The organism is Aphanothece microscopica RSMan92 (assembly GCF_046613545.2).
Taxonomy (GTDB): domain Bacteria; phylum Cyanobacteriota; class Cyanobacteriia; order PCC-6307; family Cyanobiaceae; genus NIES-981.
This window is the reverse complement of sequence record NZ_JBKKKY020000058.1, coordinates 1-15921: the sequence shown is the minus strand read 5'-3', so window position 1 is coordinate 15921 and position 15921 is coordinate 1. Positions and strand designations below refer to the sequence as shown.

Annotated in this window: 15 protein-coding genes; 2 read left to right on the top strand and 13 right to left on the bottom strand. The window is 65.7% G+C overall.

Features of this window, described 5'->3' with window-relative positions:
• Positions 1–365: 365 nt before the first annotated feature.
• The 5 genes from ppk2 to ACLD7X_RS13330 form a co-directional block, all read right to left on the bottom strand.
• Complete coding sequence (gene ppk2, locus ACLD7X_RS13350) at positions 366–1295, bottom strand: polyphosphate kinase 2 (RefSeq protein WP_411424141.1); 930 nt, start codon at positions 1293–1295, stop codon at positions 366–368.
• A 57-nt stretch (positions 1296–1352) separates the two neighbouring features.
• A complete protein-coding gene (locus ACLD7X_RS13345) occupies positions 1353–1691 on the bottom strand; it encodes a hypothetical protein (RefSeq protein ID WP_425625209.1) in 339 nt (112 codons plus the stop codon).
• A gap of 32 nt (positions 1692–1723) precedes the next feature.
• Positions 1724–1963, bottom strand: a complete 240-nt coding sequence (locus ACLD7X_RS13340; protein WP_411424139.1) for a hypothetical protein — start codon at positions 1961–1963, stop codon at positions 1724–1726.
• A 111-nt stretch (positions 1964–2074) separates the two neighbouring features.
• Positions 2075–2680 (bottom strand): DUF4335 domain-containing protein, encoded by a 606-nt coding sequence (locus ACLD7X_RS13335; protein ID WP_411424138.1) that lies wholly within the window; start codon positions 2678–2680, stop codon positions 2075–2077.
• Positions 2681–2750: 70 nt separating this feature from the next.
• Positions 2751–3341: a DUF3038 domain-containing protein gene (locus ACLD7X_RS13330; protein ID WP_411424137.1), complete on the bottom strand. Its 591-nt coding sequence runs from the start codon at positions 3339–3341 to the stop codon at positions 2751–2753.
• An 80-nt stretch (positions 3342–3421) separates the two neighbouring features.
• On the opposite strand from ACLD7X_RS13330, the gene ACLD7X_RS13325 reads away from it, so the two are divergent.
• Entirely contained in the window at positions 3422–3940 is a 519-nt protein-coding gene (locus tag ACLD7X_RS13325) for an adenine phosphoribosyltransferase (RefSeq protein ID WP_411424143.1), read from the top strand.
• 47 nt (positions 3941–3987) lie between these two features.
• On the opposite strand, the gene ACLD7X_RS13320 is transcribed toward ACLD7X_RS13325, so the two are convergent.
• From ACLD7X_RS13320 to dapB, 5 genes are all read right to left on the bottom strand, one after another.
• Positions 3988–4200: a DUF2949 domain-containing protein gene (locus ACLD7X_RS13320; RefSeq protein ID WP_412006866.1), complete on the bottom strand. Its 213-nt coding sequence runs from the start codon at positions 4198–4200 to the stop codon at positions 3988–3990.
• Between the two features lie 10 nt (positions 4201–4210).
• Positions 4211–5437, bottom strand: a complete 1227-nt coding sequence (locus tag ACLD7X_RS13315) for an FAD-dependent monooxygenase (RefSeq protein ID WP_411424135.1) — start codon at positions 5435–5437, stop codon at positions 4211–4213.
• Positions 5438–5523: 86 nt separating this feature from the next.
• Positions 5524–5775, bottom strand: coding sequence for a high light inducible protein (locus ACLD7X_RS13310; protein ID WP_411424142.1), 252 nt, complete (start codon positions 5773–5775; stop codon positions 5524–5526).
• A gap of 110 nt (positions 5776–5885) precedes the next feature.
• Positions 5886–6533 (bottom strand): hypothetical protein, encoded by a 648-nt coding sequence (locus ACLD7X_RS13305; protein WP_411424134.1) that lies wholly within the window; start codon positions 6531–6533, stop codon positions 5886–5888.
• Positions 6533–7387: a 4-hydroxy-tetrahydrodipicolinate reductase gene (gene dapB / locus ACLD7X_RS13300; RefSeq protein ID WP_411424133.1), complete on the bottom strand. Its 855-nt coding sequence runs from the start codon at positions 7385–7387 to the stop codon at positions 6533–6535. The genes ACLD7X_RS13305 and dapB overlap by 1 nt, the downstream gene beginning before the upstream one ends.
• A gap of 103 nt (positions 7388–7490) precedes the next feature.
• Here dapB and ACLD7X_RS13295 point away from each other — a divergent pair, with 103 nt between their 5' ends.
• Complete coding sequence (locus ACLD7X_RS13295) at positions 7491–11495, top strand: magnesium chelatase subunit H (protein WP_411424132.1); 4005 nt, start codon at positions 7491–7493, stop codon at positions 11493–11495.
• Here the strand turns inward: ACLD7X_RS13295 and ACLD7X_RS13290 are convergent.
• The 3 genes from ACLD7X_RS13290 to ACLD7X_RS13280 are packed head-to-tail and all read right to left on the bottom strand — an operon-like array spanning position 11492 to position 15885.
• Positions 11492–12181: a response regulator transcription factor gene (locus tag ACLD7X_RS13290; RefSeq protein WP_411424131.1), complete on the bottom strand. Its 690-nt coding sequence runs from the start codon at positions 12179–12181 to the stop codon at positions 11492–11494. The genes ACLD7X_RS13295 and ACLD7X_RS13290 overlap by 4 nt on opposite strands.
• A gap of 45 nt (positions 12182–12226) precedes the next feature.
• Complete coding sequence (locus ACLD7X_RS13285; RefSeq protein ID WP_411424130.1) at positions 12227–12676, bottom strand: hypothetical protein; 450 nt, start codon at positions 12674–12676, stop codon at positions 12227–12229.
• A 29-nt stretch (positions 12677–12705) separates the two neighbouring features.
• A complete protein-coding gene (locus ACLD7X_RS13280) occupies positions 12706–15885 on the bottom strand; it encodes a DUF5801 repeats-in-toxin domain-containing protein (protein ID WP_425625206.1) in 3180 nt (1059 codons plus the stop codon).
• Positions 15886–15921 lie beyond the last annotated feature (36 nt).

Genomic DNA, 15921 nt, shown 5'->3' with positions numbered 1-15921 from the left:
GTGATCGAGATCTCCTTGACGGGATGGATCCGGCAGCGGATCTTCACTGGCGTCTTGTAGCTCTTGTAGATGATCCTGGAATAGTCATACTTCTCCCCGAAACGGGAGCGGGCCCGCTCCAGGAACTGCTCACGGCTGATCGGGTTGCCCATGGGGCGAGCCTAGAGAGGTCCGCAGCGGTGACAAGACATGGTCAAGGAACGTCACGGGGCCTGAGCGGCTGGCAGGCTGGTCCCAACCCCGTCACCCTGCCCGATGGCTCCCGAACGTCCCGAGCGGCCCGCCTGGCTCAACTGGCTGTTCCTGGCGGCGTTCCTGTGGTCGAGCTGGCAGCTGACGGGGCTGTGGTTCGCCCGCCTGCACGGCTAGGGGTAGCGGTTCGGCACGAAGAACTGCTCCCAGCGGGGAGGCCGCTCCACCGCAGGACTCTTGGGTCGGGGAGGCAGCTTGATCGCCGGTGGCGTCATGTCGCTGTAGGGCACCTTGCTGAGCAGGTGGGAGATGCAGTTGAGGCGGGCACGGCGCTTGTCGTCCGCCTCCACGGTGAACCAGGGGGCCTCGGGGATGTTGGTGTGGGCGAACATGTCATCCTTGGCATGGGAGAAGTCCACCCATTTCTCCCGGGCTTCCAGATCCATCGGGCTGAGCTTCCAGCGACGGGTCGGGTCATCGATACGGGCCTGGAAGCGGGCTTCCTGCTCCTCGTCACTGACCGAGAACCAGTACTTGATCAGCACGATGCCGGCCCGCACCAGCATCCGCTCGAACTCCGGACAACTGGTGAGGAACTCATCCACCTGCTCCGGGGAGCAGAAGCCCATCACCCGCTCCACCCCGGCCCGGTTGTACCAGCTGCGATCGAAGATCACGATCTCTCCGGCGCTCGGGAAGTGCTCCACATAGCGCTGGAGATACCACTGCGACTTCTGCTGGTCGCTCGGGGTGGCCAGGGCCACGACGCGGCAGCCCCGGGGGTTGAGCGGCTCGGTGATCCGCTTGATGGTGCCTCCCTTGCCGGCGGCATCGCGTCCTTCGAACAGCACGATCAGCCGGAAGCCGGTGGCCTTGATCCAGTACTGCATCTTCACCAGCTCGACCTGGAGGCGGGTGAGCTCCTTCTCGTAGATCTTGCGATCGAGTTTCGAGGATTCGGCCGTGGCGATCGGGGGAGGCTCGACCTGCGAATCCCGCAGGTCATCCATCAACGGCGAGGGGTAATAGCGATCGGTCAGCGGACCGCAGCGCGGCAGGCCAACCGGAGGACGGGGGACTTTGGTTTTCTTCTTTTTAGCCATGGTTGTGCTTCTCAGCCATGTAGGAGGCCACAACGGGAAAGCGTGGCGGGCCTGAACTCAGGTCTGCTTCTTGACGGGAAAACGGCGCGGCAGCACAGCGCGGACCAGCCGGAAGGCGGCGGCGACCACCAGCACCAGCGCCACCAGGACCACCACGACCACCAGCACCACGGCCAGCAACTGGACCAGCCCCAGCAGGAACTGCTGCAGGCCGCCGATCAGATTGGCGATGGCGTTGCTGAGCAGCAGGAAGGTGTCGAGCCGTTCCAGCAACTGCAGCAGACCCACCAGCAGAAGGGCGCCGAGACTGCCGAGCAGCAGCGCCGAGCCGAGATGACGCCAGCGCGAAGGCCGGCGCTTGGTGCGAAAAACGTGGCGACTCCTGGGTGCCTTCATGGGCAGGTGAAGGGCACGGCGATGGGACGAGGTCATGCCTCAAGGGGATAGCCGGCCCCGCGCATCCAGCGCTGGAATTCCATCAACACCAGCTCATTCGGACAGTCGATCAGGGTGAGGTTGCCGACGGTGCAATCACCGTGACCACCGTGGTGCAGGGAGAGACGGAAGTCACCGCCACTCAGACCACAGACCTCGGGATCACTGCGCACCACCACATCCAGGGCCGCCCCGAGGCGCGCCACGCGGATGCGCAGGTCCGACCAGGTCATCGATGTCATCAACCCAGTGTGATCGGCGATGCGTCAGCGTCAAGCCTGGTGGACAGGCCACGACCGGGAGGGTTGTGCCGATCAGGGGCCTGCCGGTCAGGGAGCTGCCGATCAGGGGGCGCTGGGCGGAGCGGTGGTTCCGGCCGCCGGAGTCTGCGGCGGCAGGGGGCGGGGTTCGGGGAGCAGCAGCCCGAGGCCCGCCGCGAGGGCGAGGGCGAGGGCTCCGCCCACGGGGGCGGCCAGGCGCTGCACCCGGGGGAGACGTTCCTGCACCTCCCGGGGACGCAGGGGCTGGGGCTGGGGCAGATCCAGCGGCACCTGGAGACGGGAATCCAGCCGCAACTGGTCCAGCACCCGCACCAGGTCGGCCAGTTCGGCGTCATCGAGCACCACCTCCAGGGGTGGGGTGTCGGGCTGACTGCTGCGCAGCACCAGGCGGTGGCCTCCCTCGGGCCTGGGCCCGATCGCCACCGGATGGGGCTCGGTGCCGAACTGGCGCGCCACGCCACTGATCAGGTGGCGGGCATAGGGCAGCACCACCTGCATCAGGGCCAGCAGGTGATCCTTGCGCCCCTCGAGCTCAGGCCGGCCGGCCCAGCGCAGCGTCCAGCCGGTGATGATCCCCATGGTGTCGCCGCTCTGGCCGACGGACACATCGGGCAGCCCCTCCACCTGCAGGCGACAGCTGAGTTGTTCGAAGCGCAGCGTCTGTTTCATCCAGGGAGTGTTTCATGCGAGGGGATCCCGGCGGCTGGCGGACAGCCCAGCCCGACTCAGCCAGCCGGACTCAGCCGGCCGGATCGAGCAGGCTGGCGCGCAGGCGCTCGAAGCCGCCGATCCCGCCTCCGAGGGCCAGGGTCTGGATCAGCTGGCGCCGCTGCTGGGCCCCCTGCTGGGGATCGAGCAGCCTCTGCACGCCGACCCGGCGGGGGTTCATGCGCTCCCGCAGCAACTCGGAGAGCCTTGCCTGGAACAGGGCCCAGCGCTGCTGCAGCACCTCAGGGGGTTCGCTGGTGGCGAGCAGCGCCCGCAGCAGCGGGTAGAGCCGATCGGCCAGGGCGCAGAGGATGCGGATCAGGGCATCGGTCTCGGCGGGATCGAGTTCACCGCGGCGGGTGGTGCGCCGCAGCGGGTTGTAGCAGCGGCGCTTCCACAGCTCCACCCGGTTGGGGAAGAGGCCGGTGAAGCCCATCTGCTCACTCATCCACACCATGGCCTCCCCACCGTTGAGATCGAGGGCCTCGACGACCAGCAGCAGCAGGTCGAGCCGCTCCAGACCGCGACGGGGAAGGCGCGGTGCGGCAGCGCCCTGAGGGGTGGCGGCCGGACCGGGGGCGGTGGGGACGGGGGGGGGTGTAATGGGGGCGGTGAGGGGCATGGCTGCGATGATGCCAGCAACTGCGCCCCACCGTCACGCCCATGGCTGCACAGGTTCCGTCGGCGGCAGGGACTTCAGGGATCGATCTGCGGCAGCTGGTGCGTGATGTGCCCGACTTTCCCAAGCCGGGCATCCTGTTCCGCGATCTCACCCCGCTGATGCGGGATCCGCGCAGCTGGCAGGAGGTGATCCGCCAGCTCGAGGAGGTGTGCGAGCGGCTCCAGCCGGATCTGATCGTGGGCATCGAATCCCGCGGCTTCATCGTCGGCATGGCCCTGGCCACCCAGGTGGCGCTCGGCTTCGTGCCGGTGCGCAAGCCCGGCAAGCTGCCCGGTTCCGTGACCGGCGTCGACTATGCCCTCGAGTACGGCACCGACCGGCTCGAGATCATCAGTGATGCCCTGGAGGGGGGACCCCGGGTGATGGTGGTGGATGACCTGTTGGCCACCGGTGGCACGGCGGCGGCCTGCGCCGAGCTGGTGGAGGCCGCCGGAGGCAAGCTCTGCGGTTTCGGCTTCGTGGCCGAACTGGCAGCCCTGGAGGGCCGCCGCCGGCTGCCCGAGGAGCACCCGGTGGAATCGCTGATCATCTACACGTGATCGTCCAGCGTCCGATCCACGACGCCTGAGCGCCTCGTGCCAGCCGGCTAGAGGTTGGCGTCCTGCCAGCTGAGCACCTGCTCGAGCTGCTCCAGGCTGATCAGCCCATAGCGCCACAGCACCACCGGCAACGGCGCCTGCTCCTGCTGGGACTGCTTGATGCCGAGCGCCAGGGCGCTCTCGCTCAGGCCGATCTGGTGGCGCAGGTAGCGCAGCAGGGCCTGGGGCGGCAGCGACTGGGGACTTGAGCTCAGCACCATGGCGGGTCGGCTACCAGGGGCGGCAGGGTCCATGGGTCATGGCCCCGAGGCTGAGCCGCCGCAGCGGAGCCATGGACCCCAGCAGGGCCAGCGCCAGCCGGCGCAGGGGCAGCAGCAGGGGGGAGCGGTTGGAGAACAGCCGCATCAGCAGGTCGGTGGCGAGCAGCGTCAGCAGCAGATCCGGCCAGCGCCGTCGTCCATAGGCCCCGGGCAGCCGCGCCGGCTGCAGCCGCCCCGCGGCCACCCGGCGGGCGAGGCGGTGGAGCGTGTCCACATCGCGCCAGCAGAGGTTGAGGCCCTGGCCGCCCACCGGGTGGCAGCGGTGGGCGCTCTCCCCCACCAGCACCGTCGTCCCCCGCGAGAGGCGGCGGGCCAGCAGCAGCGCCACCGGAAAGGCCCGGGGCTGATCCAGCAGCACATCGGGCTGAAAGCGATCCGGCAGGGTTGCGGCGAGCGCATCGAGGAAGGCGTTGGCCTCGAGCCCCTCGAGCTGCCGGCAGCGCGCCGCCGCCGCACTCCAGACGAGCTGGGTCCTGCCCTCCCCGAGCGGCAGCACCGCGAAGGGACCCTCCGGCCGGAACAGCTCCCAGGCCTGGTCGTCGTCATTGCCGCGCAGGGCCACCTGGGCGGTGAGGCAGCTCTGGCGGTAGGACCACTGCCACAGGCCGATGCCGAGGGCCTCGCGGTGGGGGGAATGGGGGCCATCGGCGGCCACCACCAGATCCGGGGGTTCAGCCAGCTGCGGTGAGTGAGCGGCAGGGTTCCAGGTCTCGGCAGCCGTGCCGAGAAGGAGCCGCACGGCGGGGTGGGCCGCCAGGCGCTGCTGCAGCACGCCCATCAGCGCTGCGTGCTCCCCGATCCATCCCACCGCCGCCCCCGGCACCGCGCGCAGGCCCGGGGCGAGGTCGGCCAGGCCGAAGGGAACCTCCACCCCCAGGGCCAGGTCCGCGAGCATCAGGCGCCGGAACGGCAACATGCCGCTGCCCAGCTCATCCCAGAGGCCGAGGCGCTCCAGCAGCCGGCGGCTGGCGTGGCTGAAGGCGTAGGCCCGGCGCCGCTCGCGCAGCTGGCGGGGCTCCTGGGGGTCGGTGAGGGTCACCTGCCAGCCAGCTTCGGCCAGGGCCAGGGCCGCCAGGGCTCCGGTGGGGCCGGCGCCGTGGATCAGCGCCCGGGGAGGGGCGGCCGGTTCGGTGGCCGGTGCGGTGGCCCCAGACGAGATGGCGGCGGCGGAGATCAAGCGGGGGTGGCCATGAAAAAAGCCGCAGCAAGTCTGCGGCTTCGGGAGCGGAGCGGATTGAAGAGCCGGCGAGCTGCTCGCGGAGATCAGCCGATGCCGAGCAGACCGCGGGTGAAGGCTTCACCGCCGAGGGCCAGCTCGGTGGCGAGAAGGGCGATGAAGCCGAGCATGGCCATGCGGCCGTTGAGCTTCTCGGCGCGCTCGTGGAAGCCCCAGCCGCGCTCGGCGCTCACCACTTCCATGCGGGGCTCGCTGGCGAAGGCATTGAGGCGACCGCCGTCTTCGGTGGTGACGGTGGCGCCGCGGATGGCGGTGGCAGCGGGGTTGGCCTGGGTCATGGAGGGCTCGGGGGTGTCGATGAGATCAATGTAACACATTGTTGCGCTCTGTGACACGTTGTTGCCGATGGGTGGCGGCGGGGCGTTCGAGCGGCTCACCGATGCCCGGATCAGCCCAGGCGCCTGAGGCAGAGCTCCTCGAAGGCCGGACGCAGCAGGAAGGGGTACTCCCCCACCCAGAGCTTCAACTGGGGCAGCCAGGCATCGGTGATCGCCCCGATGCGGGAGAAGTCGCGCCGCTCACTCAGCACCAGGGTGCGGATCACCATGCCGCGCCGCACCTGCTGGTTCTTCTTGTCCATGGGAAAGCGCAGCTTGCCCAGGTAGCCGTCCTCGTCCTCCAGCTCCAGGGTGAGCCAGGTGCGGCGGTTCTCCACCAGCTCCAGCCTGCCGCTGCGGTCGGCCTGCTCGCGGCGTTCCTCCACCACCTCCCGGGTGTGGAGGTCGGCCACCACCCCCTCGAAGATCGCGGCGGCCGGGTAGCGCCGCAGCGTGGCGTTGCGCCGCCCCGCCTCCACGATCGGCCCCCACAGCAGGTAGAGGAAGAAGACGAAGCCGGTCACCAGCATGATCGGGCCGGCCTGGCTGGAGAACAGCAGGGTCTGGCTGATCAGCAGGCTGATCACACCGCCGATCACGGAGATGAACACCCGCTGCAGCAGCTTGCGCGGCGAGCCGCTGCAGGCGTTGAACTGGGGACCGGTGGCCACCGCCGGGATCACCCGCTGCAGCTCACCGGGCTTGAGGGGGATCAGCATCAGAGCAACCTCTCGAGGCCGTACACCAGACCCGGCAGCTGCCGCACCCGGCGCACGCTGAGCAGCACGCCGGGCATGTAGGCGGCCCGATCGATCGTGTCGTGGCGCAGGGTGTAGGTCTCGCCGGGGGCGCCGAACATCACCTCCTGGTGGGCCACCAGGCCCGGCAGCCGCACCGAATGGAGCCGCAGCCCGCTCTCGCGCTGCCCGCCCCGGCAGCCGGGCAGGGTCTCGTGCTCCTCCACCTGCGGGGGGTTGAACGTCTTGCCCAGCTCCTCGATCAGCTCGGCGGTCTTGAGGCAGGTGCCGCTGGGGGCGTCGGCCTTGCGGTTGTGGTGCAGCTCGGTGAGCTCGGCGAAGTCGTAGAAGCGGGCGGCGGCGGCGGCGGCCTGCTGCAGCAGCACCATGCCGACGCTGAAGTTGGGGATCACGGCAGCGCCGATCGAGGCCTTGTCCGCGAAGGCGGCCAGATCGGCCAGCTGCTCGGGGCTGAGGCCCGTGGTGCCGATCACCGGGTGCACGCCGTAGGCGATGGCGCCGCGGGTGTGCTCGTACACCACCTTGGGATGGGTGAAGTCCACCAGCACCGCCCCCTGGCCGGGGCCGTCGTTGCGCACCAGCTGGCTGGCCTGGCAGAGGCAGCCCTCGAAGTCGGCGGTGATGGCCACCTCCAGCTCGCCCAGGCCGAGTTCGAGGCCCACGTCGGCCCCCTCGCTGCCGGGGCTCGTGTCGATGGCGCCGACCAGCCGGCAGTCGGGGGCGGCGTGGACGGCACGGATGACCTCGGCCCCCATCCGGCCGAGGGCTCCGGCCACCACGACGGCGATGGGCTTGGCCGCGGGGCTGCTGGTCATGGGGTCGTCACCGTTCACGTCAACCGTTGCAGCAGAGCCTATGGGCCGGCTCGCGTCAGGGGTGGGGGCTTCGTAAGCTCGCTCCATCAGCCCGCTCCAGCGCATGTTCACGCAGGTCCGTTCCGCCAGCCGTCGGGTCAGCCCTGCCGCCTCCCACGCCGGTGCGGTGATGAAGGCCGTGTATGTGGTGCTCGAGCCGCAATACCAGAACGCCCTCACCCAGGCGGCCACCTCGCTGAACGACCAGAACGGCCCGCTGGCGATCGAGCTGAGCGGCTACCTGATCGAGGAACTGCGAGACCCCGGCAACTACGCCGATTTCTGCGCCGATGTGGCGGCGGCGGATGTGTTCATCGCCTCGCTGATCTTCATCGAGGACCTGGCCCAGAAGGTGGTGGAGGCCGTGGCGCCCCACCGCGACCGCCTCAAGGCCGCCGTGGTGTTCCCCTCCATGCCGGAGGTGATGCGGCTCAACAAGCTCGGCACCTTCTCGATGGCCCAGCTGGGCCAGAGCAAGAGCGCCATCGCCGGCTTCATGAAGAAGCGGAAGGAGGCCGGCGGTGCCGGTTTCCAGGACGCGATGTTGAAGCTGCTCAACACGCTGCCCACGGTTCTCAAGTACCTGCCGGTGGAGAAGGCGCAGGACGCCCGCTCCTTCATGCTCAGCTTCCAGTACTGGCTGGGGGGAACGCCGGACAACCTGCGCAACTTCCTGCTGATGCTGGCGGACAAGTACGTCTTCCCCCGCAGCGGCTCCGACCGGCCAAGCGTGCAGGTGGCCGATCCGGTGGTGTTTCCCGATCTGGGCATCTGGCACCCCCTGGCCCCGGGGATGTTCGAGGACATCAAGGAGTACCTGAACTGGAGCGCCAGCCGCCAGGACCTCAGCGACACGGCGCGCCAGGGCCCGGTGATCGGCCTGGTGCTGCAGCGCAGCCACATCGTCACCGGCGATGAGGCCCACTACGTGGCGGTGATCCAGGAGCTGGAGTACCGCGGCGCCACGGTGATCCCGGTGTTCTGCGGCGGGCTCGACTTCACCCGGCCGGTGAATGCCTTCTTCTACGACCCGCTCAACCCCGAGGTGCCCCTGGTGGATGGGGTGGTGTCGCTCACGGGCTTCGCCCTGGTGGGGGGACCGGCCCGCCAGGATCACCCCAAGGCGATCGAGGTGCTCAAGAAGCTCAACCGCCCCTACATGGTGGCCCTGCCGCTGGTGTTCCAGACGACGCAGGAGTGGGAGGAGAGCGACCTGGGGCTCCATCCCGTGCAGGTGGCGCTGCAGATCGCCATCCCCGAACTCGATGGGGCGATCGAGCCGATCGTGCTGAGCGGCCGGGATGACGCCACCGGCAAGGCCCACACCCTGCAGGACCGGGTGGACGCGATCGCCGAGCGCTCGATCCGCTGGGCCTCGCTGCGGATCAAGCCCCGCGCGACCAAGAAGCTGGCGATCACGGTGTTCAGCTTCCCGCCGGACAAGGGCAACGTGGGCACCGCCGCCTACCTGGATGTGTTCGGCTCGATCCACCGGGTGATGGAGGAGATGGCGGCCCGGGGCTACGACGTGGGCGGCCTGCCGAAAACGCCCAAGGCGCTGATGGAGTCGGTGCTGCAGGACCCCGAGGCCCTGGAGGGGGCCCCCGAGCTGGCCATCGCCCACCGCATGAGCGTGGCGGAGTACGAGCGGCTGACGCCCTACTCCGAGCGGCTGGAGGAGAACTGGGGCAAGCCGCCGGGGAACCTGAATTCCGACGGCACCAACCTGCTGATCTACGGCCGCCACTTCGGCAACGTGTTCGTGGGGGTGCAGCCCACCTTCGGCTACGAGGGCGACCCGATGCGGCTGCTCTACTCCCGCAGCGCCAGCCCCCACCACGGCTTCGCCGCCTACTACACCTACCTGGAGAAGGTGTGGGGCGCCGATGCGGTGCTGCACTTCGGCACCCACGGCTCGCTGGAGTTCATGCCCGGCAAGCAGATGGGCATGAGCGACACCTGCTACCCCGATTCGCTGATCGGAGCCCTGCCGAATCTCTACTACTACGCGGCGAACAACCCGAGCGAAGCCACGATCGCCAAGCGACGTGGCTACGCCGAAACGATCAGCTACCTCACGCCGCCAGCAGAAAACGCCGGGCTCTACAAGGGGCTCAAGGAGCTGGGCGAGCTGGTGGGCTCCTACCAGCAGCTGCGCGAGAGCTCCAGGGGCGTGCAGATCGTGAACGCCGTGGTGGAAACGGCCCGCCAGTGCAATCTCGACAAGGATGTGGCCCTGCCGGAGCTGGACGCCGCCGAACTGGACCTGGACGCCCGCGATGCGGTGATCGGCGCGGTCTACCGCCAGCTGATGGAGATCGAAAGCCGGCTGCTGCCCTGCGGCCTGCACACGATCGGCAAGCCCCCCACCGCCGAGGAGGCGATCGCCACCCTGGTGAACATCGCGGCGCTGGAGCGCGAGGAGGAGGGCATCCGTTCGTTGCCCGCCCTGCTGGCCGAGAGCCGGGGCCGCACGATCGCCGACGTGTACAAGGGCAACGACGCCGGTGTGCTCGCCGATGTGGAGCTCAACCGGGTGATCACCGAGACCTCCCGGGCGGCCGTGGGGGCGATGGTGAAGGCGGTGACGGGCAGCGACGGGCGGGTGACGCTGCGGCGCAACTTCGGCTGGTTCTTCAACCTGCTGGAGCGCTTCGGGTTCAAACTGCCGAGCCCCTGGCTGGGGGCCTGCTGCGCCGCCGGCTTCGCCCAGGTGGATCAGGCCGAGCTCGACAAGCAGTTCGGCTATCTGCAGTTCTGCCTGCAGCAGATCTGCGCCGACATGGAGATGGAGAGCCTGCTGCGGGCCCTCGATGGCGAGTACGTGCTGCCGGGGCCGGGCGGTGACCCGATCCGCAACCCGGGGGTGCTGCCCAGCGGCAAGAACCTGCACGCCCTCGACCCCCAGGCGATTCCCACCAAGGCCGCCATCGCGGCCGCGAAGGTGGTGGTGGACCGGCTGATCGAGCGGCAGAAGGCCGAACAGGGCAGCTGGCCGGAGACAATCGCCTGCGTGCTCTGGGGCACCGACAACATCAAGACCTACGGCGAATCGCTGGCCCAGATCCTCTGGTTCATCGGCGTGCGCCCTGTGCCCGATTCGCTCGGGCGGGTGAACAAGCTGGAGCTGATCCCGCTGGAGGAGCTGGGCCGGCCCCGCATCGACGTGGTGGTGAACTGCAGCGGGGTGTTCCGCGATCTGTTCATCAACCAGATGGGCCTGATCGACCAGGGCGTGAAGATGGCCGCCGAAGCCGAGGAGCCCCTGGAGATGAATTTCGTGCGCCAGCACGCCCAGGAGCAGGCCGCCAAGGAGGGCATCAGCCTGCGGGATGCGGCCACCCGCGTGTTCTCCAACGCCAGCGGCAGCTACAGCTCGAATGTGAATCTGGCGGTGGAGAACAGCACCTGGGAGGAGGAGGGCGAGCTGCAGGAGATGTACCTCTCCCGCAAGACCTTTGCCTTCAATGCCGACAACCCCGGCGAGATGAACCAGAAACGGGAGGTGTTCGAGGCGGCGATGAAGACCGCCGACGTGACCTTCCAGAACCTGGATTCGGCCGAGATCTCGCTCACCGATGTGAGCCATTACTTTGATAGTGACCCCACCAAGCTGATCCAGGGGCTGCGGGAGGATGGCAAGGCACCGGCCAGCTACATCGCCGACACCACCACCGCCAACGCCCAGGTGCGCTCGTTGAGCGAAACGATCCGGCTGGATTCGCGCACCAAGCTGCTCAACCCCAAGTGGTATGAAGGCATGCTCAATTCGGGCTACGAGGGGGTGCGGGAAGTGGCCAAGCGGCTCAACTTCACCCTCGGCTGGAGTGCCACCAGCGGCGCGGTGGACAACTTCGTGTACGAGGAGGCCAACGACACCTTCATCAACGACCCGGAGATGCGCAAGCGGCTGATGGAGCTCAACCCCCACAGCTTCCGCCGCATCGTGGGCACGCTGCTGGAGGTGAACGGCCGCGGCTACTGGGAGACCTCCGATGAGAACATCCAGCAGCTGCAGGAGATCTACCAGGAGATCGAAGACCGGATCGAGGGCGTGAGCGCGGGTTAATCGAGGCTGAAGCCCACCCCGCGCACGGTGTGGATCAGGGGCTCGCGATCGGGCCCCTCCAGCTTCTTGCGCAGGTAGCGGATGTAGACATCCAGCAGGTTGTCGCTGCCCACCCAGGAATCGCCCCACACCGAGAGGAGGATCTGCTGGCGGGGCAGCACCTGCTGCTTGTGGCGCAACAGGTGCAGCAGCAGGTCGTATTCCTTGACGGTGAGCTTGATCGGCACGCCGGCGCGACTCACCTGGCGCTGATCGGTGTTCACCACCAGGTCCTTGTGGGTGAGCTCGGGGCCGTCGGCCAGCAGCAGCCCCATGCGGGAGCGCCGCAACAGGGCGCGGATGCGCGCGCTCAGCTCCTCGAGCGCGCAGGGCGTGGCGAGCACATCGTCGGCCCCGGCATCGAGGGCCTTGACCCGCTCGACGAAGTCATCGCCGGGGGAGAGCAGCAGGATGGGTGTGGTGGCCCCGCGGGCGCGCAGGTCCCGGGCCACGGCCGCACCGGAAAGCCCGGGAAGATCCCGGGCCAGCAGCGCCAGGTCGGGCGCGGTGTCGACGATCTGGCGGCGGGCGGCCTGGCCATCGGCGAGGCGGGTCACGGCGTACCCCTGGGCCTGCAGATGCCGCTCGAACAGCAGCGCCTGGCTGGCATCCGCATCGGCGAACAGCAGACGTGCAGTGCTGGGCATCAACCGCCAGTGCTCATGGTGCCTGAAGCGCGCCGGGCGTAGGGCTCAGCTGGCGGAATAGTCCGATGGGATGTCCGAGACGAAGCCGCTGGAGAGATCGATGGCGTCCATGGCTGTCTCTGCATCCGGGTCCGGGGAGTGATCCGGTAGGAGCCAGTCATCGAAGTGATCATCCAGGGCCGTGAACACGGCCAACGGATCCACATTGCCATCGGCATCGAAGCTGAAGCCAAGACCGAGGGGATCGAGGTGGTCGGCCTGGAGGTCGGCCGCAATGGTGTTGAGCACATCCTGCTCGATCTGATGGTAGGCCTCAGCCGAGAGCTGGTGCTCTTCGAGAAAGGCACTCACCACCTGATCGAGCTCGTAGGCCATCTCGGCCGGCCGCTCCTCCACGGCGGAGAGATCGGGGGAGACCTTGAGGGCAGCGAAGAAGCTGTCGATCAGGGCGCCGATCATCTCCGGAGCGGAATCGACTGAAGTGAAGGCAGCCATGGCCAGAACCTCCGCGGATCAGCCGGTGATCAGACCGACACAACGTCGGGCTGTTCGTCGGCAGTGTAGGCGACATCGAACACGTCATCGACCTGGGGCAGGTCGATCTCCGCCGCATCCAGGGCGACCACGTCGTCGACGGTGGGAGCCGGCTCGGGGTCGGCGATGTCGAAGCTGGTGTCGAGGGCGGGGTCATCCGGCAGCGAAGTGTTCAGATCGTGCTGGATGTCCGCCAGGTCGGCATCGGAGATGGACTCGGACTCCGAGAAGGCGGTCACAAGATCTGACGTGGAAGGAGCGACAGGAACGTCGGCTGAAGCAGCATCTGTGGCAGCAGGAGCATCAGACAATGACGTGTCAGTAGGCGGATCCTGAACGACAGAGGGGTCATCGATCACCGCTTGGACCAACTCGACAACGGGGGGGATCTCCTCCTGGGGGACATCAATGGAAGAACTGGAATCAGACAGATCAGTGGACGAGGATGGGTCTTCTGACGCGGCGTCTGGAGCTGTCAGCTCATCGACAACAGGAGCAGCGGGAACAGAAGCGTCATCCGCGGAGGGGGGAATGGGCTCAGTTCCGGTTACGTCTGAAATCGGCACGTCCTCGATCGGAACGGCAAGAGCAACAGCTCCATCGTCGACGGTAGAGGCAATTGGCTCCGTGTCCAGAATGTCTGTGGTTGGCAGCTCCTCATCCGGCTCTGCAAATGCTACAGAGCCATCATCAAGTGCAGGGGCAAGAAGCTCAGGCTCCAGAACCTCTGGCGCGAGATCCTCTCCAACTGGAGCAGTGGCGAAGGCAACGTCCTGTGCCAAGCCATACTCAACCGTGACGTCACCATTGGCGTCAAGAGTCTCATAGGCGTAGGTGGTACTGCCATAGACATAGACATCGCTGTCGGCGGTGGCATAAGCAATGCCATCACTTGTAAGACTGATGCTCAGTATGCCAGCGTCCGCAAGAGAACGGTATTCGCCATCGTCTAGCGCTCCATTGCTGTTAGCATCAACCCATACCCCAAAGTTTGCGAATTCCGAATCTTGAGCGTCTAGCACACCATCAGGCGCGGGCTCATGGGTGGCCGCCAAAGCAGCATTCTGCAATTGATTGTTATCAAATGCCAGGGCAATGGCCTCCAGATCCGTCCGCGCTTCGGGCCTAAGAGCAAGGAAGTTTGTGATGACACCATCTTTTGGATTCTGGTTGTCGTCATAGACAAGAATACCATCCGCTGGCCCGACCCAGGCCGTGGAGACAAGACCACTACCATAGTCGTACTGAACGGAGTTCGCTCCATCCAGACTTAAGTAATCAATAGAACCACTGAGATCCAGATCAAGAGCAACAGGCGCCGTCTCAGGCAAAATAGAAACCGTGAACGGATCGGCTACAGAATCACCATCGCCATCAACCGTAGTTACCACAAAGTTGAAGTCAACAGGAACAGGAGCGATCGGCTCCGTCGTTTGCAGTTCAAAGGAGAGCCCCAGTTTTGTTTTCGTGTCTGTCTTGCCGCCATCGATATCAACTGGGGAAGCTATCAGGATTGTGTCGATATCGGCGAGGGCAGAGAAGTCACCGACACCAGCTTCTACCCTATAAGAAGTGATGATCGTGTCAGGATTCAAGACAACAAATGCCTTCACGTTATTTGAATCGGTGACCGTAAGAAAGATCACCTCTTCGGGAGCCGAGTCAAATTGGTTATCGCCAGTCCCCGTGAACAAGAGGTTAACTGCCTTGATGCTTTCACCTGGGGCGAGAGTGCTATCGTCGGGATCAACAAGAATTGCCTCTCCACTCTCAAAGATATTATCCTGGACGCCAATGCCTGAACCGCTTACATTCACTCCTCGGTCGGGCAGGTCAAAGGTTTCAAATGTATAGTCTGTAAAATCGACACTAAGAGTCTCTCCAGTAGACTTCGTAATCGTTGCAGTGCGGGTATCCGAAGGACCTCCAGATGCCAATGTAACTGAATCACTTTCAGTATCAAAAGTGATAGTACTGGGAGGTAGATCAGAGACAAGCGTGTAAGTGCCATCCTCTCTAATCGTTAACTCGAAATCAACAATAGCATTTGGCTCATTGTCATTCAGAAGGTCATAGTTATACTGCCCAGTCATAACGATATCGCCGTTGATCGTAGTTACAGCGGGTGTTCCCACCAGAGTCGTTTGATTTCCATTGACGAGAATGGAGGTGAGCGTCACCGAGTCAATAAAACCATCATTGGTGGCTGGCGTGGAAGGGTCGTAGAACTCTGTCTGACTATCTGTGCTGCGTGAACCAGTCCAGAAGCCATCAATTCCTCCTCCTGCAGCTGTCGCAGCCGAAGCAGTCCCCTCTGAGTCGGCAAAAGCCAACTCTGGTGCATCGTCCTGGATCGACAGCTTGCCTCCCAGGTCGATGTCCTGGAACACACTGTCGCCGTCCTCATCCACCAATTCCTGGCGCACAAGCAACGTATCCGCTGTCTCCGCCAGAATCGTCTCTGCCTCATCGCCACTACTCGTATCGCGATGCCAGATATTCGCCGGATCATCACCTGCTGACACGGCACTGCCATCGGCATTGACGTAGGCAAACGTCACCACACCACTGCCATTCACCGAAATCGTGAATACCTGCTGATCCGTCCCAGCCACGACACCACGGACAACTCCACTTCCGTCATCCACCAAATTGATCGCAGCTCCCTTCCCGATATCTCCTGTGATCACAGTCGGATCCAGGATGAACAGTCCCGACGCCACCGTAATGACGCCATTCACCGCTGTTCCAGACAGCAACACCGTGAAGTTCGTCTCGCCAGGAGGCACATCCGTTCCCAGATCGCCGGCGGCAAAATTACTGCTCAGGTCCAGCAGCGTGCTATAAACACCATCATCAATTCCATTATTCGGGTTGTTAGCTAGGTCCGCCGGAAGATCCGATTCATCCAGGAACGCTGTCCCGACTTCTCCGGTGGGCTCACCCAGCGTCGGGCCTGCATCCTCGATCGACAGCTTCCCTGTCAGATCGATCTTCTGAGACACACTGTCACCGTCCTCATCCACCAACTCCTTCTGCACGAACAACGTTCCCGCCGCTGCTGGTGTATCTCCAGTCAGAGACAGAATTGTCTCTGACTCATCATTACTGTCCGGATCCGAATGCCAGATATTGGCTGGATTCACCTGATCGGTGTATGCAAACGTCACCACACCTGATGCATCCACGCTGATCGTGAATACCTC